Raw genomic sequence first — 26149 nt, 5'->3', positions numbered from 1 at the left:
GACGACAGGTTGGCCGGAAGGTGGCAGGTGGGCGAAGGTCCGGGGTGGGCGGGGAGGGTCGGGGGAGGGCAAAGCGGCGGCCAAGGGCAGCCCGGTCGCGCGTAAAGGCGGGTCAAAGTCCCGGCCCCCGTTCCCTCTCTGCCCCTTGGGGTGCCGGGGCCTGTTGAGGGGGAGGGGTCATGGCTCGGTAAACCGGCCTCGGGGACGCCGGCCGGGTGGACGCGTCGAGGGCGCTTGGCCTAAAAGCGACGCAACCCGCGTCCCTGTCGCACGGGGGCGACGGCGGGGCCGGGCAGGGGACGGCGAGGGGGACGGGGCGAGGCGGCGGGGGATACTGGCCGGCATGCGTGTCGACTTCGCTCCCGATGCCCTGGAACCCGGCGCCTTCTACCGGCTGTTGACGGCGGTGGTGGTGCCGCGGCCGATCGCCTGGGTGTCCACGCTGTCCGCCGAGGGCGTGGCCAACCTGGCGCCGCACAGCTTCTACACCGTGGCCTCGACACAGCCGCCGGTGGTCCAGTTCACCTCGGTCGGCACCAAGGACACGCTGCGGAACGTGCTGGCCACCGGGGAGTTCGTGGTGAACTTCGCCGCCGAGGGGCAGTTCGCGGCGGTCAACGACACGGCCACCGACTTCCCGCCGGGGATGGGGGAGTTCGAGGCCGTGGGGGTCGCTCCGGAGCCCTCCGCGACGGTGGCGCCGCCGCGGGTGGCGGGCTCGCCGGTGGCGATCGAGTGCGGGCTGTACGACACGACGGCCATCGGCGACTGCACGGTGGTTTTCGGCCGCGTGCGGCACGTGGCGGTCGCGGGGGAGGCACTGGACGAGCACGGGCACCCGGAGGTGAGCCGGCTGCGGCCGCTGTCCCGCCTCGGCGGCAACGAGTGGGGTGCGACCACGGTCGTCCACGACCGGCGGAGGATCCGGTACCAGGACTGGGCCGGCGGGGAGCGGACCGGGGGCTGAGCCCGCGCGTCAGGCGCGCGGGCCGGCCACCCGGGAGCGGAGGCGGTACGCGTACCAGGCCGTGGCGAAGCAGATGCCGAGGTGGAGCACGACGGCCTGGAGCGCGAAGTTGCCGTAGTGGAAGGCCCACGGGTGTCCTCCGGCCTCGACGACGGAGGCCGGGTTGTCCCGCATGTAGGGGCGGACGACGGCGACCAGGCCGCCGAGGCACTGGGCGGCGGCGTACAGGCCCACCAGCTCCCCTAGCACCCTCAGGTACCCGCGGCGGTCCTCCCTGACCGTCGCGCGGACCGCGCGCCGCGCCGTGCCGGGAAGCCAGGCGGGCGCGGCCGGGGCGACCCGCGCCGAGACCTCCGGCACGTACACGACGGCCGCGACCACCAGGACGGCCTGCGCGGTGGCGACCACGCCCGTCAGCGCTTCCCCGCCGCCCTCGAACCGGCTGCGGCCCCACGGGAGCAGCAGCACGGCGAGCAGCGGGAGGTGGGTGAGGAGGGCCGCGGCGTAGGTCCGGGTGAGGGCGTGGCCGAGGAGGCGGGGGCGCGGCTGTCCGCTGCGCGTCGTCGCGGTCGTCATACCCGGATACAACCAGCGGGCCCCCATTGCCACCATCGGCCCAGCGCCACCCCCCGGGGGTGTCCCCAGCCCCACCATGGGGGAGCGCCGCGCCCGGGGCCCCGCCGTCACCGCCCGGTGTGGCCCCGGGGGCCGGGGTCGGTCAGGCGGAGGTGGTGGGGGTGGCGTGCCAGGTGCGCCAGAGGGAGGCGTACGCGCCGCCCGCGGCGACGAGTTCGTCGTGCGGGCCCAGTTCCGTGAGGCGGCCGTCGCGCATCACGGCGACCCGGTCCGCGTCGTGGGCGGTGTGCAGGCGGTGGGCGATCGCGATCACCGTGCGCCCCTCCAGGACCGCCGCCAGCGCCCGCTCCGCGTGCCGTGCCGTCGCCGGGTCGAGCAGCGCGGTGGCCTCGTCGAGGACCAGGGTGTGCGGGTCGGCCAGCACCACCCGGGCCAGCGCGAGCTGCTGCGCCTGCGGACCGGACGCCCGGTACGCGTCCCCGCCCAGCACCGTGTCCAGCCCGTCCGGCAGCGCGGACACCCACTCCGCGCCGACCGACCTCAGCGCCGCCCACAACTCGGCGTCCGACGCCTCCGGTCCGGCGATCAGCAGGTTGTCCCGGACGGTGCCCAGGAAGACGTGGTGCTCCTGGGTGACCAGCACGACCTGCCGCCGCAGCCGCTCCGGGGTCAGCGACACCACCGGCACCCCGCCCACCGTCACGGAACCCGCCGTGGGCGCGTCGATCCCGGCGATCAGCCGGCTGAGCGTCGTCTTGCCCGCCCCGGACGGCCCCACGACCGCCAGCCGCTCACCGGGGCGCACCACCAGGTCGACCCCGCCGAGCACCTCCGGCCCGCCCGGGTAGGCGTACCGGGCGCCCCGCACCTCGATCCGGTCGTCCTCCGGCTCAGCGGACAGCTCCTCGCCGTTGCTCCTCGGCGCCCCGGCCAGGCCCTCCACCCGGGCGAACGAGGCCCCGCCGGACTGGAGTTGTTCCACGTGGCTGAGCACCTCGTCGAGCGGCGCCTCGATCTGCCGCATGTAGAAGGCGGCCGTCAGCACCGTCCCCAGGGTCACCGCGCCCCGCAGGTGCAGCCACCCGCCCACCAGCAGCACGGTGATCAGCGGGAGGCTGTACGCGATCTCCACCGCCGGGAAGTACACGTTGCGCAGCAGCAGGGTCCGCATCCGGGCGGCGCGGGCGACGGTCAGCGCCTCCCGCCCCGCGCGAAGGCGGGCGTCGCCCAGCCGGAACGCCTCGACGGTCCGGGCGCCGGCCGAGGTGGCGGACAGGATCTCCGCCACGCCGGAGTCCGCCGCGCCCTGGGCCAGGTAGGCGGCGCGCGCCCGGCGCAGGTACCAGCGGGTGGCGAGGTGGGCGGCGAACAGCCCGGTCAGCGCGCAGCAGCCGAGCAGCGGGTCGGTGGCCACCGCGGCGCCCAGCAGGAACAGCAGTTGCGCCGAGGCGATCACGATCTGCGGCCCGGAGTCGCGCAGGGTGGTGCCCACGGCCGCCACGTCCGCGGTGCCCCGGGTGGCGAGGTCGCCGGTGCCGGCCCGCTCCACCACGGAGGCGGGCAGGGCGAGACACCGGTCGACGAAGGTCTCCCGCACGCGGGCCAGCGTCCGCTCGCCCATCCGGTGCGCGGCGTACCGGGCCCAGCGGGAGAGCAGCAGCTGCACCACCGCCGCGGCCACGATGGCGAGGGCCAGCCGGTCCACGACCGCCACCCCGGCCCCCGCGCGGACCTCGTCGACGATCCGCCCCAGCAGCCACGGGGCGGCCAGACCGGCCAGCGCGGCCGCGGAGTTGAGGGCCACGACGCCGACGAAGGAACGCCGGTCCTGCCGGATCAGCCGGGCCGCCGCCCTGCGGACGTCCGCAGGCCCGGCCACGGGGAGGGCGTGCGCGTCGGCCGGAGGACCGTCCAGAGGTGCGGTGGTCATCGGGCCAGTTCCTCGCTCTCGGTCGGACCCCCGCCGCCGGGCCGCTCCCCGCTGCCGGGCCGCTCCCCGCCGCCGGGCCGTTCCCCGGCGCCGGCCTGCCCGTCGGCGCCCGGCTGCCCGCCGGACTCGCGGGCGACCAGGGAGCGGTAGCGGGGCTCGGTGGTGAGCAGCGCCCGGTGCGGGCCGGAGGCCACCACCCGGCCGCCGTCCAGGAGGTGGACCACGTCGGCGCGGTCGAGCAGCAGCGGCGAGGTGGAAGTGACCACCGTGGTCCGGCCGGCGCGGGCGGCGCGCAGCCGCTCGGCCACCAGGTTCTCGGTGTGGGCGTCGAGCGCCGAGGTGGGCTCGGCGAGCAGCAGGACCTCGGGGTCGGCGACCAGCGCCCGGGCCAGCCGGATCCGCTGGCGCTGCCCGCCGGACAGGTTCCGGCCCTGGGCGTCGATCCGGGAGTCCAGCCCGTCCGGCAGCCCCCGCACCACGTCCTCGGCGGCGGCCGCCCGCAGGGCGCCGGAGAGCGCGTCGTCCGTGTTCCGCTTCCCGCCCCCGGCGAGGAGCGCGCGCAGCGGTCCGGTGAACAGGTCGGCCTCGGACTCGGCGACCAGGATCCGCTCCCGCACCCGCGCCTGGGCGATCGCGTCCAGGGGAGCGCCGCCCCAGGTGGCGGAGGTGGCGGTGTAGCCGCCCAGCCGGTCCAGGACCTCCACGCCGTCGGCCGGGTCGGCGCAGGCCAGCGCGGTCAGCACGCCGGGCCGCACGGTGACGCCGGAGTCGGGGTCGTGCAGCACGGCCGGTCCCTCGGGCGCGTCCAGCGCCTCGGCCGGGGGCGGCCCGGAGTCGGGCTCCAGGCCGAGGAAGGCGACCACCCGCCGGGCGGCCACCACGCCGCGGCTGAGCAGCTGGGTCCCCTCCACCAGGAAGAACACCGGGTAGATCAGGGCGAGCACGTAGCCGTAGACGGACACCAGCTGGCCGACCGTGATCTCGCCGAGGGCGGCGGGCCGGGCGGCGGACCAGACCACCGCGGCCAGCAGCACGGCGGGCAGGCCCAGGGCGAGGGACTGCATCCAGCTGGTGACCGCGCCCACCCGGAAGCCCTGCTCCCGCAGCCGTGCCGAGTCCTGGCGGAAGGCGTCCGCGAACAGCCCCTTGCCGCCGAGTCCGTTGAGCACCCGCAGGCCGCCCGCCAGGTCGCCGATCCGCGCGGTGAGGGCGTTCTGCCGCTCCCGGTAGACCGTCTCCGCCGACTGGAGGCGGGCGGTCAGCGGGCCCAGCAGGACGGCCAGCGCGGGCACCCCGAGGAGCGCGACCACGGCCGGCAGCGGGGCGACCGAGAACAGCAGCGCGGCCACCAGCAGGTAGGAGGCGATCGCGCCGACGCCCGGTCCGACCACGGTCAGCGCCCCGGCGATGGTCTGCACGTCGCCCACGCCGATGGTCATCACCTCACCGGCCGAGACCCGGCGCGACAGGGCCGGGCCCAGACGCACCGACTGGCCCAGGATCAGGCGCACGGTGCGGAAGTTGGCGTCCATCCGCACCTTGGTCATGGTGCGGTGCCGCACCAGGCTGACGGCGGCGCCGGCCACCGCGGCGCCGAACAGCGCCGCCGTCCAGCCGAGCAGCGCGCCCGTGTCACCCTTCACCAGGCCGTCGTCGACGGCACGGGCGAGCAGGTAGGGGGCCACCGCGAAGAGGCCCATCCAGAGGATCGACCAGACCGCTCCCGCGGCCGACCGTCCCGGCTGGCGGGCCACCAGCCACCACAGGTACCGGACCCCGCCGCCCAGGTCCGGGGTGCCCGGATCCCCGTCCACGTCGACGTCGCGGCCCAGCAGCCACCTCACGCGAGGCTGTCCCGCCAGGCGCGGTGCAGGTCGGCGAACCGGCCCTCGCCGCCGATGAGTTCGGCGGGCGAGCCGTCCTCGACGATCCGGCCCTTCTCCATCACCAGGACCCGGTCGGCGATCTCCACGGTGGACAGCCGGTGCGCGATGACCACCGCCGTGCGTCCCTTGAGCACCGTCGACATGGCCCGCTGCACGGCCTGTTCGCCGGGCACGTCCAGCGAACTCGTCGCCTCGTCGAGGATCAGCACCGCCGGGTCGGCCAGCAGGGCGCGCGCGAACGCGACGAGCTGGCGCTGCCCGGCGGAGATCCGGCCGCCGCGCTTGCGGACGTCGGTGTCGTAGCCGTCGGGCAGCGCGGCGACGAAGTCGTGCGCCCCGATGGCCCTGGCGGCCCGTTCGACCTCCTCGCGGGTGGCGTCGGGCCGGCCGATGGCGATGTTCTCCGCGACCGTGCCGGAGAACAGGAACGCCTCCTGGGTGACCATGACCACCCCGCGCCGCAGGTCCGCGTTGGCGAGGTCGCGCAGGTCGACGCCGTCCAGCAGGACCCGCCCGTCGGACGGGTCGTAGAACCGGGCCAGCAGCTTGGCCAGCGTGGACTTGCCCGCGCCGGTGGAACCGACCACGGCCACGGTCTGCCCGGCGGGCAGCGTCAGGTCGAAGCGGGGCAGCACCTCGCCGCCGGTGCGGTAGGCGAAGCGGACGCCGTCGAAGACCACCTCGCGGCCCGGGTGGCCGTCCTCCGTGGGCGGCAGCGCACGCGGGGCGACCGGCTCGGGGACGGCCGGGACCTGCGCCAGCAGACCGGCGATCTTCTCCAGCGAGGCGGCCGCGGACTGGTACGAGTTGAGGAACATGCCCAGCCGGTCGATCGGGTCGTACAGCCGGCGCAGGTAGAGCACCGCGGCGGCCAGCACGCCCAGGGCCAGCGAGGAGTCCGCCACCCGGTAGGCGCCCCACAGCACGATGCCGGCGACGGTGACGTTGGCGACCAGCCGGGAGCCCACCACGTAGCGGGCCATCTCCAGCAGGGCGTCGCCGTTGGTCCGCTCGTGCCGCTTGTTGAGCGGGGCGAACTCGGCGTCGTTGGCGTCCTCCCGGCGGAAGGCGCGGACCGGGCGGATGCCGTTCATGGTCTCGGTGAACTTCACGATCACCCCGGCGATGGCCGTGGACCGCTCCCGGTAGATGCGGCCGGCCCGGTCCTGGTAGCTGCGGACCAGCAGCGCCAGCGGCAGGAAGGAGGCGACCGCCACCGCGCCCAGGCCGAGGTCGAGCCAGAGCAGCAGGGCGGAGATGTAGACGAAGGAGACGATCACCGTGATCAGCTCCTGCAGCCCCTCGCTGAGCAGTTCGCGCAGCGACTCCACGTCGGTGGTGGCACGGGAGATCAGGCGTCCCGAGGTGTACCGCTCGTGGAAGTCGACGCTGAGCGCCTGCGCGTGGCGGAAGATCCGGCCCCGCAGGTCCAGCAGCGCGTCCTGGTTGACCCGGGCGGAGCTGGTGATGAAGGCGTACTCCAGCACGCCGCCCGCGGACGCGGCCAGCAGGTAGCCCACCGCGACCAGCAGCAGCGGCCCGTGGTCGCTCGTCCGGAAGGCGGGCACCGCCGTGTCGATGGCGTACGCCACCAGCAGCGGCCCGGCCTGCACGGCGGCCTGCTGGAGCAGCAGCAGGACCGCGGCGAGCACCACCCGGGCGCGCAGCGGGGCGAGCAGCGAGCGGAGCAGCGCCAGGGTGGCGCCGGGCGGGGTGGGCAGGACGTCCCGGTCGAAGGCGTCGCGGCCGTCGGCCTCCGCCGCCTCCGACCCCTCCGGCGCCTGCGCGCCGTGCCGCTCGGCGGCCTTGCGGCGGTCGCGCTTCCTCTCGTCGCGCTGCTGCGCGGTGGGAGCCGTCATCGGCGGGCCTCCTCGGGCTCCAGGGCGCCGGACATCAGCCAGGCGTACTCGGCGTTGGTCCGCAGCAGTTCGTGGTGGTCGCCCACGGCGGCGATCCGGCCGCCGGAGAGCAGCGCCACCCGGTCGGCGAGCAGGACGGTGGACGGGCGGTGGGCGACGATCAGGGCGGTGGTGTCGGCGAGCACCTCGCGCAGGGCCGCCTCCACGGCGGCCTCGGTGTGCACGTCGAGCGCCGACAGCGGGTCGTCGAGCACCAGGAAGTCGGGGCGGCCGACGACCGCGCGGGCCAGCGCCAGGCGTTGCCGCTGACCCCCGGAGAGGCTCAGGCCCTGCTCGCCGACCTGGGTGTCCACGCCCTGCGGGAGGGCGTGCACGAACTGCGCCTGGGCGACCGCGAGGGCGCGCTCCAGGTCCTCGGGACCGGGGTGTCCGGCGGCGCCCATCAGGACGTTCTCGCCGACCGTGGCGGAGAACAGGGTGGGGTCCTCGAAGGCGACGGCCACCCGGGAGCGCAGTTCCTCGCGCGGCATGGTGGTGATGTCGACGCCGTCCAGCGTGATCCGGCCCTCGGTGACCTCGTGGAGCCGGGGCACCAGGGAGGTCAGGGTGGTCTTCCCGGAGCCGGTGACGCCCACCAGGGCCAGCGACTCGCCGGGCCGTACGTGCAGGTCGACGCCGTCCAGCACCGGCGGGGCGTCCTCGGGGGCGTCGGGGAAGCGGAACCGGACGCCCTCCAGCCGCAGTCCGCCGTGCTCCTTCACCGTGAGGGCGGCCTTCGGGGTGGCGGCCGGGGCGGCGGCCCGCGACTCGGGCTCGGTGTCCAGCACCTCGAAGTAGCGGGCGGTGGCGGTGGCCGCCTCCTGGCTCATCGCCAGCAGGAAGCCGATCGAGTCCACCGGCCAGCGCAGCGCCAGGGCGGTGGAGAGGAAGGCCACCAGGGTGCCCGCGGAGAGCGTGCCGTCGGCCACCCGCATGGTGCCGAGGACCAGGCAGGCGGCGATGGCCAGCTCGGGCAGGGCCACGATGACGGTCATGATCGCGCCCAGCAGCCGCGCCTTGCGCAGCTCGGTGCCGCGGAGCCGGCGGGTCAGTTCCCGGAAGGCGTCGGCCTGGCTGCGGTGGCGGCCGAAGCCCTTGATGACCCGGATGCCGAGGACGCTCTCCTCCACCAGGGTCGTCACGTCGCCCACCTGGTCCTGGGCGGTGCGGGCGGCCTCGGAGAAGCGCTTCTCGAAGATCGAGCAGACGACGATCACGGGAATCACGGGGACGAGCACCACGAGCCCCAGCGCCGGGTCCATCACCAGCATCACGATGACGCCGACCAGGATCGTCACCCCGTTGACCAGGAGGAAGGTCAGCGGGAAGGCGAGGAACATGCGGATGATCATCAGATCGGTGGTGGCCCGGGAGAGCAGCTGCCCGGAGGCCCAGCGGTCGTGGAAGGCGATCGGCAGCCGCTGGAGCCGGCGGTAGAGCGCCTCGCGCATGCCGGCCTCCACACCGGACAGCGGGCGGGCCACCATCCAGCGGCGCAGGCCGAACAGCAGGGCCTCGGCGAGACCGAGCAGCAGCACCCACAGCGCGCCCAGCCAGACCCCCGCCGTGTCGCCGTCCGCGATGGGGCCGTCGACCAGCCACTTGAGGACCAGCGGGATGACCAGGCTGATCAGCGAGGCGAGGACCGCCACGACGGCGGCGCCGCCCAGGCGCGCCCGGACGGGCCGGACGAACGGCCACAGACGGAGGAGGGTCTGGACGGCTGGGGAACGCTCGGCGGCGGTGGTCCTGGGCATCAGCAGCGAGCCTAGGCTTTGATGCTGACATCGCCCACCGATTTTTCCGGCGGCGGCGGGGGCGCGGGAGGCGTCGGGGGGCGTTCCCGGGGGCACGGGAGGCGCGAGCCTGCCGCACGGTGCCGTCCCCCCCGGTCCGCCCACTACCGGGGTCCGGGCGCCGTGCGCGGCCTGCGGCCGTGCGGGGGCGAGCACCGGCCGCGCGGGGAGCGGCCACCTCGGTCGTGCCGGGAAGTGACCGCCGCCTGTGCCGGGGTGCGGCCACTCGGTCGTGCCGGGAAGTGACCGCCGCCTGTGCCGGGGTGCGGCCACTCGGTCGTGCCGGGAAGTGACCGCCGCCTGTGCCGGGGGGCGAGCACCGGCCGTGCCGGGAAGTGACCACCGGCCGTGCCGGGGGGCGCGACCACTCGGCCGTGCCGGGGGGCGAGCACCGGCCGTGCTGGGTATTGACCACCGGCCGTGCCGGGAAGTGACCGCCGGCCGAGCCGGGGGCTGACCGCCGGGCCCGGCTCCGTGGGGGTGGCGGGCGGGAGCTCGTTACCGCACCCGCAGGAGCAGCACGGTGCGGGGCGGGACGTGGATCGTGTCGCCCGCGGTGTGCGAGGCGGCGGGCGGCCGTGCCTGGTCCTCGAGGCCGGTGTCGACCACCACCTCGTAGCGGTCGGCCCAGGGGCGGCCGGGGAGGGTGAAGGCGACGGGGTCGTGGTCGGCGTGGAGGACCACGAGGAAGCTGTCGTCCACGACGGGCGCCCCGCGCTCGTCGCGTCCGGGGATGTCCCGCCCGGACAGGTACATCCCCAGCGTGGCGGTGGGCGCGAACCAGTCCCCCTCGGTCATCTCGGCGCCGTCCGGGGTGAACCAGGCCAGGTCGCGCAGCCCGTCGGCGCCCTGCGCGCGGCCGGAGAAGAAGGCGCGCCGCCGCAGCACCGGGTGGCGGTGGCGCAGCGCGACCAGCCGGGAGGTCAGCTCGAACAGCTGCCGCCAGCCGGGCTCCTCCAGCAGCGACCAGTCGACCCAGCCGATCTCGTTGTCCTGGCAGTACGCGTTGTTGTTGCCGCCCTGGGTGCGCCCCATCTCGTCTCCGGCGACCAGCATCGGCACGCCGGTGGAGAGCAGGAGGGTGGTCAGCAGGTTCCGCAGCTGGCGGCGGCGCAGCGCGTTGACCTCGGCGTCGTCCGTCTCGCCCTCGGCGCCGCAGTTCCAGGACCGGTTGTCGCCGGTTCCGTCGCGGTTGCCCTCGCCGTTGGCCTCGTTGTGCTTGTGGTGGTACGAGACCAGGTCGCGCAGGGTGAAACCGTCGTGGGCGGTGACGAAGTTGACCGAGGCGTAGGGCCGCCGGCCGCCCCAGGCGTAGAGGTCGCTGGAGCCGGAGAGGCGGTAGCCGAGGTCGCGGACGTCCGGCAGCGCGCCGCGCCAGTAGTCGCGCACGGCGTCCCGGTAGCGGTCGTTCCACTCCGTCCACAGCGGCGGGAACGCCCCCACCTGGTAGCCGCCGGAGCCCACGTCCCACGGCTCGGCGATCAGCTTCACCCGGCGCAGCACCGGGTCCTGGGCGATCACCGCGAGGAACGGCGAGAGCATGTCGACGTCGTGCATGGAGCGGGCCAGCGCCGCCGCGAGGTCGAAGCGGAAGCCGTCCACGCCCATCTCGGTCACCCAGTAGCGCAGCGAGTCCGTGATCAGCCGCAGCACCTGGGGGCGCACCACGTGCAGGGTGTTGCCGCAGCCGGTGTAGTCGGCGTAGCGGCGGGCGTCGCCCTGGAGGCGGTAGTAGCCGCGGTTGTCGATGCCCTTGAGGGACAGGGTGGGGCCGAACTGTCCGGCTTCCGCCGTGTGGTTGTAGACGACGTCGAGGATCACCTCGATGCCCGCCGCGTGCAGGGCGCGCACCATCCGCTTGAACTCGCCGACCTGCTCGCCGCCGGTGCCGGTGGCCGCGTAGGCGGCGTGCGGGGCGAAGTAGCCGATGGAGTTGTAGCCCCAGTAGTTGGTCAGGCCCCGGCGCAGCAGGTGGTCCTCGTGGGCGAACTGGTGCACCGGCAGCAGCTCCACGGCGGTCACGCCGAGCCGGGTCAGGTGCTCGATCGCCGCGGGGTGGGCGAGGCCCGCGTAGGTGCCGCGCAGCTCCTCGGGCACGCCGGGGTGGCGCTGGGTGAAGCCGCGGACGTGGAGTTCGTAGATGACCGAGTCGGCCCAGGGGGTCTTGGGCCGGCGGTCGTCCGCCCAGTCGTCGTCGTCGTGGACCACCACGCCCTTGGGGACGAACGGCGCGGAGTCCCGGTCGTCGCGCACGGTGTCCGCGACCTGCTGGTCCGGCCAGTCGCGGACGTGCCCGTACACCTCGGGCGGCAGGGTGAACTCGCCGTCCACGGCCCGCGCGTAGGGGTCGAGGAGGAGCTTGGCGGGGTTCCAGCGGGCGCCGGTCCACGGGTCCCAGCGGCCGTGCACCCGGAAGCCGTAGCGCTGCCCGGGGTGGATCCCGGGCACGAAGCCGTGCCAGATCTCGTGGGTCAGCTCGCTCAGGAGCAGCCGCCGTTCGGTGCCGTCGGCCTCGAAGAGGCAGAGTTCCACCGCCTCGGCGCCGCCCGCCCACAGGGCGAAGTTGGTGCCGGCGACCCCGTCGGGACCCACCCGGTAGCGGGCGCCCAACGGGGTGGACGACCCCGGCCACACGGGGGGCGCGGGCGCCGTGAGGCGCGCGGTCCCGTTCAGTCCGACGGCCGCGAGGGCGTCGTGGTCCGCGTCGGCGGCGTGCTGGTCCGCCACCGTCTCCTGCTCGGCTGCGCTCGACACCGGTCGGCCTCCCGCGGTTCGTGGGGCGACAACGGGCGAGGGGGCGCGGCCGTCCCGGCGCGGCCACCCCGGCGCGTCGTCCTACCCCGGGTTCATGCCCATCCCGGGCCTCCCGCTCACGTACCCGGAGGACGTGCCGACGGCAACGCTCCGGAAGTTTTCGCCCTCTGACAGGTTTGGAACCGAAGTTGGGACGAAACGGTGACCTTTCCGGTCGGGGGAGAGGCATGATCCTGCCCTTACGATTCGTCATGGCGCGCGTGACGCGCCGGGAGGGGGTCTGACCAGGCCCGATGAGGGGAAGAGGGGGAGCACACGTGAACGTGTGGCCGACAAGGGGAACGACGACCGGGCGGCGCTCCGGGGGACGGCGTGGCGGCGCCGCGGCCCTGCTGGCGAGCCTGATGCTGGTCGCCGTGACGGCCTGCGGTGGCGGGGGCGGAACGGACGCCAAGGGTGGAGGCGCCGGCGAGGGGACCGGCGGGGGCGCCGCGACGGCCGCCCCGGCCGCCAAGCAGTCCGAGGCGGTCGTGACGATCAGCCCGGACGACGGCACGAAGGACGTGAAGACGACCGGCGCCCTCAAGGTGACGGCCGAGAAGGGCAAGCTGACCAAGGTCGAGGTCAAGGACGACGACGGCACCGAGATCGCCGGCGACATCTCCGCGGACGGCGCCGCCTGGGTCCCCGCGACCCACCTCGCCTCCGGCGCCAAGTACCACGTGCACGCCGAGGCCAAGGACGCCGACGGCCGGGTCGCGGTCAAGGACACCAGCTTCACCACGCTGACGCCCGCCAACACCTTCATCGGCCACTTCACCCCGGAGGACGGCTCCACCGTCGGTGTGGGCATGCCGTTCTCCATCCGCTTCACCCGCGGCATCACCGAGCCCGACGCGGTGGAGAAGGCGATCCGCGTCAAGACGGACCCGCCGGTCGAGGTCGCGGGCCACTGGTTCGGCAACGACCGCCTGGACTTCCGCCCCGAGGAGTACTGGAAGGCCGGCACCAAGGTCACCGTCACCCTCAACCTCGACGGCGTCGAGGGCCGCCCGGGCGTCTACGGCAGCCAGGCGAAGACGGTCTCCTTCACGATCGGCCGCGCCCAGGTGTCCACCGTGGACGCCAAGAAGCTGACCATGAAGGTCGTGCGCGACGGCAAGCTGGTCAAGACCATCCCGGTCACCACCGGCGCCCCCGGCTCCGCGACCTGGAACGGCAAGATGGTCATCAGCGAGAAGTACCGGGTGACCCGGATGAACGGCGACACCGTCGGCTACGAGGGCGAGTACGACATCGAGGACGTGCCCCATGCCATGCGGCTGTCCACCACCGGCACGTTCATCCACGGCAACTACTGGGGCGGCGACGCCTTCGGCAACTACAACGCCAGCCACGGCTGCATCGGCCTGCGCGACACCCGCGGCGGCTGGGACAAGTCCGCGCCCGGCGCCTGGTTCTTCACCAACTCGCTGATCGGCGACGTGGTCGAGGTCAAGAACAGCGACGACGCGGTGATCGCCCCGGACAACGGCCTCAACGGCTGGAACATGTCCTGGGAGGACTGGAAGAAGTAGGGCCGCGGAGCGGCAGAGCGGCGGAGCGGCCGGCCCGGTGTGACACAGCGCACCGGGCCGGCCTGCGCGTTCGGGCCGTAACCTGCTGCGCATGACCGTTCATCTCGAAGTCGCCGAAGGCGTCGGCACGATCCGGCTCGACCGCCCGCCCATGAACGCCCTGGACATCGCGACCCAGGACCGCATCAAGGAACTCGCCGAGGAGATCACCGGGCGCGACGACGTCCGCGCCGTGGTCGTGTACGGCGGGGAGAAGGTGTTCGCGGCCGGCGCGGACATCAAGGAGATGCGGGCCATGGATCACGCGGCGATGGTCGCCCGGGGCCGGGGCCTCCAGGACTCCTTCACCGCGGTCGCCCGGATCCCCAAGCCGGTCGTCGCCGCGATCACCGGCTACGCGCTGGGCGGCGGCTGCGAGCTGGCGCTGTGCGCGGACTACCGCATCGCCGCCGACAACGCCAAGCTGGGCCAGCCCGAGATCCTCCTCGGCCTGATCCCCGGCGCCGGCGGCACCCAGCGCCTGGCCCGTCTGATCGGCCCCTCCCGCGCCAAGGACCTGATCTTCACCGGCCGCCACGTGCGGGCCGACGAGGCGCTGAGCCTGGGCCTGGTGGACCGGGTCGTCCCGGCCGCCGACGTCTACACCGAGGCCCACGCCTGGGCCGCCAAGCTGGCCCAGGGCCCGGCCGTCGCGCTGCGCGCCGCCAAGGAGTCGGTGGACGCGGGCCTGGAGACCGACCTGGACACCGGCCTCGCCATCGAGCGCAACTGGTTCGCCGGGCTCTTCGCCACGGAGGACCGGGAGCGGGGCATGAAGTCCTTCGTCGAGGAGGGCCCTGGCAAGGCCAAGTTCCTGTAGGGACGGTCGCCTTGGGGCAGCGTGCGTGGAGGGGGTGATTCCGGAGCGGCCGGAATCACCCCCTCCATCACCTCTCTCCGTAAAAGCTCTGACCAGGGCTCATGCATGGCTGTCTGGCATATGTCACCCGAACGAACGGAATCGATCGCTCCGGTGTGCGGATTCCTGCGGAACCGCCCCCGAGGCACCCTTCGGGCCGCCATGATGGGGGCATGGCGGGGCTGGAGGGCATCGAACAGTCGAAGGGGCCTGGCGGCGTCCCCCTGACGCGCTGGTCGCCCGCGGTCGAGGACGAACGTGCCCTCGCCGCCCTCGCGGCCTACGGCAACCCGGCGGAGGCCGAGGTCGTCCTGCCGGCCTGGCCCGAGACGTGCGGCACCGCGCGGCGCCTGGTGCAGGTCGTCGTCCTGCGCCACTGGGCGCTCGGCCCCAAGCTGGCCGAGGACTGCACGCTGCTCATCTCGGAACTCGAGGGCAACGCCGTCCGGCACACCGGCGCCGCCCAGTTCGGGCTCCGGATGAGGCGCCGCCGCGGCTGGATCCGCCTGGAACTGCGCGACCCGTCCCGCGCCCTGCCCTGCCTGATGCCGGTGCAGCCGATGGACGAGAGCGGCCGGGGCCTCTTCCTCGTCGACCGCATGGCGGACCGGTGGGGGGTCGACCTGCTGCCGCGCGGCAAGCGCACCTGGTTCGAGATGCGGGTCTCCGACCGGGTGTAGGCCATGTCCGCGCGAGGGGACGGTCGCCGCTCCGCGCCCCCGCGCGGCCGGATAATCTGACCTCCGTCAATCAAGCAGAGACGCAGGCGTCACCATGGACGTGGACGCGCGCATGGCACGAAGGGGAGGGTCCCACATGGCGGACATCCAGGAAGCACGCAAGGAGTTCGACCGGCTCGACGCCGACGGGGACGGCCTCGTCACCGCCGCCGAGTTCAAGCGGGCGCTCGCGCAGGCCGGTGACTGGAACGTCACCGACACCGTCGCGGAGTCGATCATCGCCTCCCGTGACCTGGACGGCGACAAGCTCCTCTCCTTCGACGAGTTCTGGGCGTACCTCTCCAAGTGACGTCCTGACCGGCGCCCGGAGCCGTCCCGCACCCCACGGTGCGGGGCGGCTCCCGCGTTCCGCCGCGTCCGGTTCCCGACCCGCCCCCGTCGTGTGCCGCCCTGGTCCGGTCTCACGCCCCCTCGGCCCACTCCCGCATCGCCCGGCGGCTGTCGAACCGGGCCACGTTCTTGTCCAGCGGGTCGTCCGTGTACTGGTGGATCGTCCACTTCGCCTTGATCCGCGGCTTGCCCTTCGCGACGCCGTACTGCGCGATCCACAGGCCGTCGCCGGCGTACGACGTCCGGTCGTGGCTCAGCCAGAACGTGCGGTTGCAGTACAGCAGCACCCGGTTGCGCGGCTTGAGCGACTTCACCTTCCGGATGAACCGGTCCTTCTCCGCGTTGCTCGCCCGGGTCCCGCGGCTGGTCGTCTCCCAGTCGCAGGCCAGCAGGTCACCGGGCTGGGCGGGGGCCTTGTCGGCGAAGAACTCGGCCTGCTCGGTGATGTGGTCCGGCCAGAGGAAGTGGTAGAAGCCGACCACCAGCCCGGCCTCCCGGGCGCGTTCGACCTGCGCCTCCATTCTCGGGTTCACATAGGTACGGCCCTCGGTCGCCTTGACGATCACGAAGGCGAGTCCGTCGGTGTCGTAGGAGGCGGACTGGTGCGAACTGACGTCGATGCCCTGCAGCATGTGGGGGTCTCCCTCAAGTGGCCTCGCGATGAGAGGGGTTGAAGGGAGCATTCCCCTTGACAACCTCCCTGACCCCCATCAACCGGTACATGTCACCCTATCCGGTCGTGCGCGGGCGCGTGTCCTCTCCACCCTCGCCCTGAACGGGCCTGCTGGCAGCCGGTGTTGCCTCTGTCAGCGTGCGCGGATGGAAGACCTGGGACCCGTGGTGTGGCCGCCCGAGCCGATCAGGACCGGGAGGCTCGTGCTCCGCGAGCCCGAGGCCCGTGACCACCCGGCGTTCGTCGGACTGCTCGCCTCGCCGGAGGTCCACACCTACCTCGGCGGCCCGCGCCCTCGCGCCGAACTCGAGCGTGAGCTGCCCGCGGTGCCCGAGCGGTGGCCCGGCAGCTTCGTCGTCGAACGCGACGGGGAGATGATCGGCCAGGTCCTGATCAGGAGGGCGGCAGCACACCGACGCCCGCCCGCCGCGGGCAAGGTCGACCTCGGCCACCTGTTCCTCCCCCGCGCGTGGGGCTCCGGGTACGCCCACGAGGCCTGCGCGGCCGCCCTCGGCCGGGTCGCCGACGCCCTCCCCGGCGAACCGGTGATCCTCACCACCCAGTCCGCCAACGCCCCCTCGATGCGCCTCGCCGCGAAGCTGGGCTTCACCGAGGTGGACCGCTTCGTGGTCTGGGACGCCGAACAGTGGCTCGGCATACGACCCCCGACGGCCGGGGACCCCTGACGGCACCGTCCGGCTGATGCCGTCCGCGGTCCTCCCCGTACCGTTGACGCCATGGAACTGATCGGTGAGATGAACCCCGACCGCCCCCTGTTCGTGCTCGCGGTCAAGGAGGAGGCGGCGGAGCTGCGGGCCGGTGGGGCGCCCGTGCTGCTGACCGGGATGGGGAAGGTCAACGCGGCCGCCGCGCTCGCGGGGGCGCTGGGGCGCGGGGTGCTGCCGCGGGAGATCGTGAACCTCGGGACGGCCGGGGCGCTGCGGCCCGGGTTGACGGGGACGCACGTGGTGTCGCGGGTGGTGCAGCACGACCTGGACTGGCGGCTGCTGGAGGGGCTGACCGGCGAGGTCTACGGGGCGCCGATCACCCTGGGCGAGGGCGACGCGGCCGGCCCGGTGCTGGCCACCGGGGACAGCTTCATCTCCGACGACGCGACCCGGGACCGTCTCGCCGAGCAGGCCGCGCTGGTGGACATGGAGGGGTACGCGCTGGCGTCGGTGGCGCGGCGGGCCGGCGTGCCGATCCGACTGGTCAAGCACGTCAGCGACGACGCGGGGGACGGGGCGGCCCGGACCTGGCGCGAGTCGGTGGCCGCGTGCGCGGTGGAGCTGGCCCGCTGGGCGGAGCGGCACGTGGCCCTCGCCTGAGCGCAGCGCCGCGGCTTGCGCCCCGCGACTGGGGCGCCGCGGCCTGAGCACCGCGTCCCCCGGTCCGTCGGGTCGTCCCCTCCCGGACGTGCAGCTCACTCATTCGAATGAGAAGTCCGGAAGATCCTTTCCGGGCGGAGGGGCCGACGGCGAGAATCGGACCGGTTCCGTCCACGCCGTTCCGCCCGACCGGGCCCGAGCAGCCCGACGAGGGGGTCAGCGGCATGTTCCGTCTCACAGCGCAGCGCCGGACGCTCGCCCTGGGGCTGACCGCTCTGTGGGGCACGGTCGTCGCCGGGCACTGGCTGATCGCCGAGGTCACCGGGGAGAGGAGCGCCGCGTGGGTCCGGCCGGTCACCACGGCCGCCCTCCTCGGCGTCGGCACGGGCATGATCCTCCACACCCGCCGGGCGCTGCTGCGGGAGCTGGACCGGTCCTGGGACATCGCCGCCACCGCCCAGGGCGTCCTGGTGCGCCCCCTGCCACCCCGCGTCGGCGGCCTCGGCGTGGCGGCGGTCCAGCGCTCCGCCGACCCCGGCGCGGTGATCGGCGGGGACGTCTACGAGGTGCTGGATACCGAGCACGGTGTGCGCGCCCTCATCGGCGACGTCCGCGGCCACGGCCTGGACGCCGTCCCCGCCGCCGCCGCGGTGCTCGGCTGCTTCCGCGAGGCGGCGCACGAGGAGCACCAGCTGTGCGGGGTGCTCCGCCGCCTCGACCGGGCTTTCGCCCGCCACCTGCGGCGCCGCGCGCAGGAGGGGCAGCACCCCGCGGGCGAGGAGTTCGTGACGCTGCTGCTCCTGGAGATCCGCGGGGACGGCGTGCTGCGCGCGGTCAACTGCGCCCACCCGTGGCCGTACCGGGTCGGGGTGGGCCCCACCCGCCCGCTGTCCGAGGCCGAACCGCTGCCGCCGCTCGGGGTCTTCCCCCTGCCGGAGCACGTTCCGGTCACCCACTGCGGCCGGATGCGCCCCGACGACGCCCTGATCCTCCACACCGACGGCGTCACGGAGGCGCGGGACGACCGGGGCCGGCTCTTCCCGCTGCCCGAGACCCTGACCGGCGCGGCCCGCGGCCGTCCGGTCACCGCGCGGTACCTCCTCGGCTCCCTGGAGTCCGCGCTGCTCCACCACACCGGGGGCCGCCCCGCCGACGACACGGCCCTGCTGGTCCTGCACAACGACGCGCATCTCTTCGCCTCGCTGCCGTCCCAGCCCAAGGGCCCCGCCCCGCCGGTCGCCCACCCGGTGCCGTAGCGGGGCGGCGGCAGGACAGGCCGGCCGATCCCGTGCCGTGGCGGAGGTCAGGTGCGGTGGCGGGGGCGGGTGGCGAGGACGGCTGCGAGGGCCGCCGCGGCCGACCGCACCGTGTTGGCGTGGGCCTCGGGCCGGAACCGTCCCACCGGCCCGGTGACGCTGACGGCGGCCACCGCCGTGCGACCGTCCGGCCTCAGCACCGGCGCCGCCACGCACAGCAGCCCCGGCGTCGACTCCTCCCGCTCGTAGGCGACCCCCGTCTCCACCGCCTTCGCGAGCTGCCGCCCCAGCATCCCCGGCGCGACCACCGTCCGCGGCGTGCGCCGCTCCAGCGGCCCCGCCAGCACCGCCGCCCGCTCGTCCTCGTCCGCGTGGGCCAGCAGCACCTTGCCGATCGCCGTGCAGTGCACCGGCATCCGCCCACCCGTGCGCGAGGGCGCCTTCGCCTGCCGGTGACCGCCGATCTTCGTCAGGTACAGCACCTCGCCGCCCTGCCGCACCCCCAGGTGCACCGTCTCGTGGGTGCGCTCGTACAGGTCCTGGAGGAACGGCATCGCCAGCTCCACCAGGGTCCGCTCCGAGGCGGCGCGCAGTCCCAGCTCGAACAGCCCGCCCGAGAGCTGGTAGCCGTGCCCGGTCCTGTCCAGCAGCCGGTGGTGCACCAGGTCCCCGGCGACCCGGTGCGCGGTGCCCTTCGCGAGACCGGTGCGCCGCACCAGCTCGGCCAGCGGGAGCACCGAGTCGGCCGGGCCGAACGCCCGCAGGATCGCCAGCGCCTTGCCCAGGACGGTGTCGTTGTCGTCCCTGGTCCGGCGGTCTTCCATACGGAACAGCGTACCGCTGAGTGGAACGCCGCCATGGAGAACGGCCGCCCGGTGGAGCAGATTGGACGCCATGCCCCACACCCAGCCCGCTGTCGGCCCCGACAGCATCGCCGCCGCCGCTGCCCGGCTCCGCGAGGCGGCCGCCACCGGCGTACCCGCCGCCCCCGTCCGCGACCTGATCGGCCGGGACGACGTCGAGGCCGCCTACGCCGTGCAGTCCGCGCTGGCCGCCGAACGCGTCGCGGCGGGCGCCACCGTCGTCGGCCGGAAGATCGGCCTGACCTCCACCGCCGTCCAGCGGCAGCTCGGCGTCGACCAGCCCGACTTCGGCGTCCTCTTCGACGACATGGAGTACGCCGACGGCGCCGTCGTGCCGGCCGCGGCGATCCTCCAGCCCCGGGTCGAGGCCGAGATCGCCTTCGTGCTCAAGGCCGACCTGGCGGAGGGGCCGCTGGACGACGCCCAGGTCCGCGAGGCCGTCGACCACGCCGTCGCCGCCCTCGAGATCTGCGGCAGCCGGGTGGCCGGCTGGGACATCAGCTTCGGCGACACCGTCGCCGACAACGCCTCCGCCGGCGGCTACGTGCTCGGCACCCGCCGCGTCCCGCTGGACGACTTCGACCCCGTGACGGCCGAGATGGCCATGACGATCGACGGCGAGACCGTCTCCACCGGCGACGGCGCCGCCTGCCTCGGCGACCCGGTCAACGCCCTGGTCTGGCTCGCCCGCCAGGCCCGCGACCTCGGTTCCCCGCTCCGCGCGGGCCAGGTCGTCCTCTCCGGCGCCCTCGGCCCCATGCGCCCCGTGACGGCGGGCAACGCCGTGCGCGCCACGGTCACCGGCCTCGGCCCGGTCTCCGTCACCTTCAGCTGACCCCCCACACCTTCCCCGCGAGGAACACGACGATGAGCAAGACGAAGGTCGCCGTCATCGGGTCGGGCAACATCGGCACCGACCTGATGATCAAGATCATGCGCACCGCGCAGCACCTCGAGATGGGCGTCATGGTCGGCATCGACCCGGCGTCCGACGGCCTGGCCCGCGCCGCCCGCCTCGGCTTCGAGGTCACCCACGAGGGCGTGGACGGACTGCTGAGGTCGCCGCAGATCGACGAGATCGGCATCGTCTTCGACGCCACCTCGGCCGGCGCGCACCGGACCAACGACGCCAGGCTCCGCCCGCTCGGCATCCGCATGATCGACCTCACCCCGGCCGCCATCGGCCCGTACGTGGTCCCCGCGGTCAACCTGGACGAACACCTGGACGCGCCCAACGTCAACATGGTCACCTGCGGCGGCCAGGCCACCATCCCCGTCGTCGCCGCGATCAGCCGCGTCGTCCCGGTGGCCTACGCGGAGATCGTCGCCTCCATCGCCTCCCGGTCGGCCGGCCCCGGCACCCGGGCCAACATCGACGAGTTCACCGAGACGACCTCCGAGGCCGTCGTGCGGGTCGGCGGCGCGCGCCGCGGCAAGGCGATCATCATCCTCAACCCGGCCGAGCCGCCGCTGATGATGCGCGACACGGTGTTCGCCCTGGTCACCCTGGACGACGGCGAGGACACCGCGGACCTGGAGCGGCGGATCACGGAGTCCGTCGAGAAGATGGTCGCCGACGTCGCCGCCTACGTCCCCGGCTACCGGATGGTCCAGGACGTCCAGATCACCGCGATCCCCGCCGACCAGCCCGTGGAGACGCTCCTCGCCGACGGCGACACCGCCCGGCCCACCCACCAGGTGTCCGTCTTCCTCAAGGTCGAAGGCGCGGGCATGTACCTGCCGGAGTACGCCGGGAACCTCGACATCATGACCTCGGCCGCCGTGCGGATGGCCGAGCGGATCGCCGCCGCGAAGGAGACCGCGAAGTGAGCACCGAGATCTTCGTCCAGGACGTCACCCTCCGGGACGGCATGCACGCCGTCCGGCACCGGATCACCCCCGAGGACGTCAAGCGCATCGTGCTGGCGCTCGACGAGGCCGGCGTGGACGCCATCGAGGTAGCGCACGGCGACGGCCTGGCCGGCGGATCGCTCAACTACGGCCCCGGCTCGAACACCGACTGGGAGTGGATCGAGGCCGCCGCCTCGGTCCTGAAGAACGCCCGCCTCACCACCCTGCTCCTCCCGGGCGTCGGCACCATCGACGAACTGAAGCACGCCTACGACCTCGGCGTGCGCTCGGTCCGCGTGGCCACCCACTGCACCGAGGCCGACATCTCCGCGCAGCACATCGCCGCCGCCCGCGAACTGGGCATGGACGTCTCCGGCTTCCTGATGCTCTCCCACATGGCCGCGCCGGAGCAGCTGGCCCGGCAGGCCGGGCTGATGGAGTCGTACGGCGCCCACTGCGTCTACGTCACCGACTCCGGCGGCCGGCTGACCATGAACGACGTCGCCGCCCGGGTCCGCGCCTACCGCGACGTCCTCGACGCGGAGACCGAGATCGGCATCCACGCCCACGAGAACCTCTCGCTGTCCGTCGCCAACTCGGTGGTGGCGGTGGAGAACGGCGTCCGCCGCGTCGACGCCTCCCTCGCCGGCCACGGCGCGGGCGCGGGCAACTGCCCCCTCGAGGCGTTCGTCGCGGTCGCCGACCTGTCCGGCTACGCGCACGGCTGCGACCTGTTCAAGCTCCAGGACGCCGCGGACGACATCGTCCGCCCGCTGCAGGACCGTCCCGTCCGGGTCGACCGGGAGACCCTCACGCTCGGGTACGCGGGCGTCTACTCCAGCTTCCTGCGCCACGCCGAGGTCGCCGCCGCCCGCCACGGCGTCGACGTCCGCGACATCCTGATGGAGTGCGGCCGCAGGGGGCTGGTCGGCGGCCAGGAGGACATGATCATCGACATCGCCCTCACCCTCGCGGCGGCCCGCCGGGCGCCCGCGGCGTAACCGGACCCGCGGGCGGCCGTGCGGCCCGGCGGCCCGGCAGCCCGGCAGCCCGGCGGCCGGGCGGCGGACGGTCAGGAGCCGCCGCTCCGCAGCCGCACCACGACCGGCGCGGAGAAGGGCCCGCCGGACCGGTCGACCCGCACGTGTCCGGCGGCCAGCCACTCGCCGGTGCCGGGGACCCGCTGCGTCCCCTCGACCCGCAGCGACTGCTTCGACGTCCCGCCCGCCCCGGTGGACGCCGGCAGGCGGGGAAGGCCGATGCGCACGCACCGGCCGTCGCCGGTCAGGTACCGGTGGCCGTCGACCAGCAGCCCTCCGTCGACGCGCGCCACCGGGGCGCGGTCGCAGCGGCCGGGCGGGGGCTCCTGCCCGACCCACCGGGAGTCGTCCCACCGCAGGCGGATGTCCTCGCTCCGCGGCTCGTTCTCCAGTTCGCCGTGGTTGAACGTGTGGCTTCCCCGGGCGATGACCTCGCCGCCGTCGAGCGCCAGCACCCGGTCGAGGCTCGCGCCCGGCTCGGCCGGGAGCGGTTCGTCGAAGCGGTACCGGGGGGTCTCCACCGGCTTCCACGACGTGCCGTCCCAGTGCGCCGAGGCGGGCTGCGCGTACGGCAGACCGGCCACGTACTCGGTCCCCGGCCCCGTGGTGCGGTGGCCGACCGCCCAGACGTCGTCCGGCCCGGCCACCGCCAGGTCGGCGGCGGGGTGCGGCAGCCGGGTCGGGGTCCAGCGCCCGCCGTCCCAGTGCACGGCGGTGTGCGGGCCGGCCAGCACCCAGGCGTCGTCCGGACCCGCCACCTCGATGTCGGGGCCCGCCGCCGGGAGCAGGTGGAGCGCGGCGTCGGCGTCCCGGGGCGGACCGGGCAGGGCGGACCAGCGCGCGCCGTCCCAGCGCGCCCAGGACGGGTTGCCCGCGCTGCCCGCGGCGGGCACCAGCCACACTTCCTCGGTGCCGGCCGCCTCGAGCCGCGGCGGGTACCGGACGTCACCCAGGGCCTCGGGCAGCGGCTCGCGGGTCCAGCGGGCACCGTCGTGGTGGAGCAGGACGACGGCCTCGCCGTCGTCCTCGGTGCCCACCGCCCAGACGTCGTCCCCGGCCAGGGCGGCGACATCGGTCAGACGCCCCCGGAAGTCCGCGACGTGCAGGAACTCCCACGACGGCGCGGCGGCCGCAGCGGCGTCGGCACCCGACGCGGCGGGCCGGTCCGGCGGCGCGTCCGGCCCGCATCCCGCGGCGCCGAGCACGGTGGCCAGGACCGCCGCGGCCACCGTCGTCCGTCGCTGTGCCGTTCCCCTGGCTCCGTGCATGCCCGCGTTCCCTCCCGTGCCGCCCGTCGGGGGCGGCCCCGGCGGGAGCGTACCGCCGCCGTCGGCGCGGCCCGCACCGGCCCGGGGGTCACCCGCCGCCCGGCGGGGTCGGACGGGCGGGGTCAGCTCGGCGGCGTCGGATCGGCGGCGTCAGACGGGCGGTGCCAGATGGGCGGTGTCGCCCCAGAGCACCGGACGCAGCCGGTGCCCGTCGCCGCGCCAGTGCGACACCGAGGCGTTGGGCACCGGCGGCAGGTGCTCGGGCGGGTCCGCGCCGACGCCGGCGAGGACGTGGCGCAGGGCGGCGAGGACGCCGTCGTGGGCGACGAACAGGACCCGCCGGCCGGGTGCCGCCCGGCTCAGGTCGGAGACCAGCTGCCCGACCCGGACGGCGACGTCGGTGAAGGCCTCGCCGCCGGGCGGCCGGTAGTACCAGTCGCCCAGCAGTTCGCGCCGCGCCGCCTCCTCCGGGGCGCGGGCGCGCAGCGCGGGCGGCGGGTGCAGCTCGAAGACCCCCATCTCCCGGTCCCGCAGCCGCTCGTCGACCACGGTCTCCAGGGGTGGCACGCCGAGGGCGGCGGCGTGGGCGGCCATCAGCTCCCAGGTCTGCCGGGCGCGCAGGTAGGGGGAGCAGACGACCAGGTCGGGCCCGCCTTCGGACCACCCGGCCAGCACCCTCCCCAGTGCCGTCGCCTGCTCGACGCCCGCCGCGGAGAGCGGGACGTCCCGGTCGCGGCCCGGGACCGGCCGGGTGGAGCCGGACTCCGCCGCCGCGGCGAAGGCGAGGTTGGCCGTGCTCTGCCCGTGCCGCACGGCCCACAGTTCGGCCAGGGCACAGGGCGGCACGAGGCCGGCGGGCGGACGCATGGCGCGCTCCTCACGGTGGGAGACCGTCGCAGCCAGCCTAGGCCGGGGCGGGCCCGTCCGGGGGGTGGAAACGGCGGCGCGGGCGGACGCCGGTCGGGGCGTCCGCCCGCGCGGGGCACGGCCGGTCGGTACGGCCGGTCAGCACTCGATGATGTTCACCGCGAGCCCGCCCCGCGCCGTCTCCTTGTACTTGACCGACATGTCCGCGCCGGTCTCCTTCATGGTCTTGATGACCTTGTCCAGGGAGACCTTGTGCGAGCCGTCGCCCCGCAGCGCCATCTTCGCGGCGGTCACGGCCTTCACCGCGGCCATGCCGTTGCGCTCGATGCAGGGGATCTGCACCAGGCCGCCCACCGGGTCGCAGGTGAGGCCCAGGTTGTGCTCCATGCCGATCTCGGCGGCGTTCTCGACCTGCTCGGGCGAGCCGCCCATGACCTCGGCGAGGGCGCCGGCCGCCATCGAGCAGGCCGAGCCGACCTCGCCCTGGCAGCCGACCTCGGCGCCGGAGATGGAGGCGTTCTCCTTGAAGAGCATGCCGATCGCGCCCGCGGCGAGGAGGAAGCGGACCACGCCGTCCTCGTCCGCGCCCGGAACGAAGTTCAGGTAGTAGTGCAGGACCGCCGGGATGATGCCCGCGGCGCCGTTGGTGGGGGCGGTGACGACCCGGCCGCCGGCCGCGTTCTCCTCGTTGACCGCCATGGCGTAGAGGGTGATCCACTCCATGGAGTGGGCCAGCGGGTCGCCGGCCGCGCGGAGCTGGCGGGCGGTGACGGCGGCGCGGCGGCGGACCTTCAGGCCACCGGGGAGGATGCCCTCGCGGGACATGCCGCGGTCGACGCACTCGCGCATCACCCGCCAGATGTCGAGCAGACCGGCGCGGATCTCCTCCTCGGTGCGCCAGGCCTTCTCGTTCTCCAGCATCAGGGAGGAGACGGACAGGCCGGTCTCCTTGGTGAGGCGCAGCAGCTCGTCGCCGGTGCGGAAGGGGTGCTTCAGCACCGTGTCGTCCAGCTTGACGCGGTCCGCGCCGACGGCCTCCTCGTCGACCACGAAACCGCCGCCGACCGAGTAGTACGTCTTGTGCAGGAGCTCCTCGCCGGACGGGCCGTACGCGGCGACGGTCATGCCGTTGGCGTGGTACGGCAGGGTCTCGCGGCGGTGCAGGACCAGGTCGGCGTCGAAGTCGAAGGGGATCTCGTGGTCGCCCAGCAGGCGCAGGAGACCGGTCTCCTTGATCTTCTCCACGCGCTCGTCGGCCGACTCCACGTCGACCGTGCGCGGCGAGTCGCCCTCCAGGCCGAGCAGGACGGCCTTGGGCGTGCCGTGGCCGTGGCCGGTGGCGCCGAGGGAGCCGTAGAGCTCGCAGCGGACGGAGGCGGTGGCCTCCAGCAGGTCCTCGTTGCGCAGGCGGGCGGCGAACATGCGCGCGGCGCGCATCGGGCCCACCGTGTGGGAGCTGGACGGGCCGATGCCTATCGAGAACAGGTCGAAGACCGAGACGGCCACGTCGACTCCTCGTTGAATCGTTGGCGGTGCGGGGGTGGGGGGAAGGCGCGAGGGGCGTCACGCCCACCGGACGGTGGCGGGCGGGACGCCCCCGGCACATACGGGAATCGTACGTAAAGCCCCAGGCGGTACGAAATTCATACGC

At 74.6% G+C, this 26149-nt stretch carries 22 protein-coding genes; 11 read left to right on the top strand and 11 right to left on the bottom strand.

Annotation, left to right across the window (positions count from 1 at the left end; all coding sequences use genetic code 11):
• Positions 1–343 precede the first annotated feature (343 nt).
• Complete coding sequence (locus tag ACWD3O_RS07860) at positions 344–967, top strand: flavin reductase family protein (protein ID WP_451415181.1); 624 nt, start codon at positions 344–346, stop codon at positions 965–967.
• A 9-nt stretch (positions 968–976) separates the two neighbouring features.
• On the opposite strand, the gene ACWD3O_RS07855 is transcribed toward ACWD3O_RS07860, so the two are convergent.
• The 6 genes from ACWD3O_RS07855 to glgX all read right to left on the bottom strand — a co-directional run bounded on the left by ACWD3O_RS07855 (position 977) and on the right by glgX (position 11807).
• On the bottom strand, positions 977–1543 hold the full coding sequence (locus ACWD3O_RS07855) for a hypothetical protein (RefSeq protein WP_451415180.1): 567 nt from the start codon (positions 1541–1543) through the stop codon (positions 977–979).
• A 142-nt stretch (positions 1544–1685) separates the two neighbouring features.
• Complete coding sequence (locus tag ACWD3O_RS07850) at positions 1686–3473, bottom strand: ABC transporter ATP-binding protein (protein ID WP_451415179.1); 1788 nt, start codon at positions 3471–3473, stop codon at positions 1686–1688.
• The gene (locus tag ACWD3O_RS07845; protein ID WP_451415178.1) at positions 3470–5317 is read right to left on the bottom strand and encodes an ABC transporter ATP-binding protein; all 1848 of its coding nucleotides are present in this window, start codon (positions 5315–5317) and stop codon (positions 3470–3472) included. Before ACWD3O_RS07845 ends, ACWD3O_RS07850 begins: the two co-directional genes overlap by 4 nt.
• Positions 5314–7218, bottom strand: coding sequence for an ABC transporter ATP-binding protein (locus tag ACWD3O_RS07840; protein WP_451415177.1), 1905 nt, complete (start codon positions 7216–7218; stop codon positions 5314–5316). The genes ACWD3O_RS07845 and ACWD3O_RS07840 overlap by 4 nt, the downstream gene beginning before the upstream one ends.
• Positions 7215–9014: an ABC transporter ATP-binding protein gene (locus tag ACWD3O_RS07835; RefSeq protein WP_451415176.1), complete on the bottom strand. Its 1800-nt coding sequence runs from the start codon at positions 9012–9014 to the stop codon at positions 7215–7217. The genes ACWD3O_RS07840 and ACWD3O_RS07835 overlap by 4 nt, the downstream gene beginning before the upstream one ends.
• A 537-nt stretch (positions 9015–9551) precedes the next feature.
• Entirely contained in the window at positions 9552–11807 is a 2256-nt protein-coding gene (gene glgX, locus ACWD3O_RS07830; protein ID WP_451415175.1) for a glycogen debranching protein GlgX, read from the bottom strand.
• Positions 11808–12211: 404 nt separating this feature from the next.
• On the opposite strand from glgX, the gene ACWD3O_RS07825 reads away from it, so the two are divergent.
• The 4 genes from ACWD3O_RS07825 to ACWD3O_RS07810 all read left to right on the top strand — a co-directional run bounded on the left by ACWD3O_RS07825 (position 12212) and on the right by ACWD3O_RS07810 (position 15311).
• Entirely contained in the window at positions 12212–13384 is a 1173-nt protein-coding gene (locus ACWD3O_RS07825; protein ID WP_451415228.1) for a L,D-transpeptidase, read from the top strand.
• A 91-nt stretch (positions 13385–13475) separates the two neighbouring features.
• Complete coding sequence (locus ACWD3O_RS07820; protein WP_451415174.1) at positions 13476–14243, top strand: enoyl-CoA hydratase/isomerase family protein; 768 nt, start codon at positions 13476–13478, stop codon at positions 14241–14243.
• A 212-nt stretch (positions 14244–14455) separates the two neighbouring features.
• Complete coding sequence (locus tag ACWD3O_RS07815) at positions 14456–14962, top strand: ATP-binding protein (protein ID WP_451412699.1); 507 nt, start codon at positions 14456–14458, stop codon at positions 14960–14962.
• A gap of 136 nt (positions 14963–15098) precedes the next feature.
• Positions 15099–15311 (top strand): EF-hand domain-containing protein, encoded by a 213-nt coding sequence (locus tag ACWD3O_RS07810; RefSeq protein ID WP_356136892.1) that lies wholly within the window; start codon positions 15099–15101, stop codon positions 15309–15311.
• Between the two features lie 112 nt (positions 15312–15423).
• On the opposite strand, the gene ACWD3O_RS07805 is transcribed toward ACWD3O_RS07810, so the two are convergent.
• Positions 15424–15984, bottom strand: coding sequence for a glycoside hydrolase family 25 protein (locus ACWD3O_RS07805; RefSeq protein WP_451412698.1), 561 nt, complete (start codon positions 15982–15984; stop codon positions 15424–15426).
• Between the two features lie 187 nt (positions 15985–16171).
• Between ACWD3O_RS07805 and ACWD3O_RS07800 the strand changes: the two genes are divergently transcribed.
• The 3 genes from ACWD3O_RS07800 (at position 16172) to ACWD3O_RS07790 (ending at position 18609) form a co-directional block, all read left to right on the top strand.
• A complete protein-coding gene (locus tag ACWD3O_RS07800) occupies positions 16172–16711 on the top strand; it encodes a GNAT family N-acetyltransferase (RefSeq protein WP_451415173.1) in 540 nt (179 codons plus the stop codon).
• A gap of 51 nt (positions 16712–16762) precedes the next feature.
• Complete coding sequence (locus ACWD3O_RS07795; RefSeq protein ID WP_451412695.1) at positions 16763–17353, top strand: nucleosidase; 591 nt, start codon at positions 16763–16765, stop codon at positions 17351–17353.
• A 224-nt stretch (positions 17354–17577) separates the two neighbouring features.
• A complete protein-coding gene (locus tag ACWD3O_RS07790; protein WP_451412694.1) occupies positions 17578–18609 on the top strand; it encodes a PP2C family protein-serine/threonine phosphatase in 1032 nt (343 codons plus the stop codon).
• Between the two features lie 47 nt (positions 18610–18656).
• On the opposite strand, the gene ACWD3O_RS07785 is transcribed toward ACWD3O_RS07790, so the two are convergent.
• Positions 18657–19433, bottom strand: a complete 777-nt coding sequence (locus tag ACWD3O_RS07785; protein ID WP_451415172.1) for an IclR family transcriptional regulator — start codon at positions 19431–19433, stop codon at positions 18657–18659.
• A gap of 70 nt (positions 19434–19503) precedes the next feature.
• On the opposite strand from ACWD3O_RS07785, the gene ACWD3O_RS07780 reads away from it, so the two are divergent.
• Genes ACWD3O_RS07780 through dmpG form a run of 3 tightly spaced genes read left to right on the top strand, consistent with a single transcriptional unit; the run spans position 19504 to position 22324 of the window.
• On the top strand, positions 19504–20307 hold the full coding sequence (locus tag ACWD3O_RS07780; protein ID WP_451415171.1) for a 2-keto-4-pentenoate hydratase: 804 nt from the start codon (positions 19504–19506) through the stop codon (positions 20305–20307).
• Positions 20308–20339: 32 nt separating this feature from the next.
• Entirely contained in the window at positions 20340–21302 is a 963-nt protein-coding gene (locus ACWD3O_RS07775; protein ID WP_451415170.1) for an acetaldehyde dehydrogenase (acetylating), read from the top strand.
• Positions 21299–22324, top strand: coding sequence for a 4-hydroxy-2-oxovalerate aldolase (dmpG, locus tag ACWD3O_RS07770; protein ID WP_451412690.1), 1026 nt, complete (start codon positions 21299–21301; stop codon positions 22322–22324). Before ACWD3O_RS07775 ends, dmpG begins: the two co-directional genes overlap by 4 nt.
• 71 nt (positions 22325–22395) lie before the next feature.
• On the opposite strand, the gene ACWD3O_RS07765 is transcribed toward dmpG, so the two are convergent.
• From ACWD3O_RS07765 to ACWD3O_RS07755, 3 genes are all read right to left on the bottom strand, one after another.
• On the bottom strand, positions 22396–23631 hold the full coding sequence (locus ACWD3O_RS07765) for a hypothetical protein (RefSeq protein ID WP_451415169.1): 1236 nt from the start codon (positions 23629–23631) through the stop codon (positions 22396–22398).
• Between the two features lie 150 nt (positions 23632–23781).
• The gene (locus tag ACWD3O_RS07760) at positions 23782–24498 is read right to left on the bottom strand and encodes a histidine phosphatase family protein (RefSeq protein WP_451412688.1); all 717 of its coding nucleotides are present in this window, start codon (positions 24496–24498) and stop codon (positions 23782–23784) included.
• A 138-nt stretch (positions 24499–24636) separates the two neighbouring features.
• Positions 24637–26004: an L-serine ammonia-lyase gene (locus ACWD3O_RS07755; RefSeq protein WP_451412687.1), complete on the bottom strand. Its 1368-nt coding sequence runs from the start codon at positions 26002–26004 to the stop codon at positions 24637–24639.
• Between the last annotated feature and the right edge of the window lie 145 nt (positions 26005–26149).

The sequence above is a fragment of the Streptomyces sp. NPDC002640 genome (assembly GCF_053592575.1).
The sequence above is the reverse complement of the archived record's forward strand: the minus strand, read 5'-3'. Positions and strand labels throughout refer to the sequence as shown.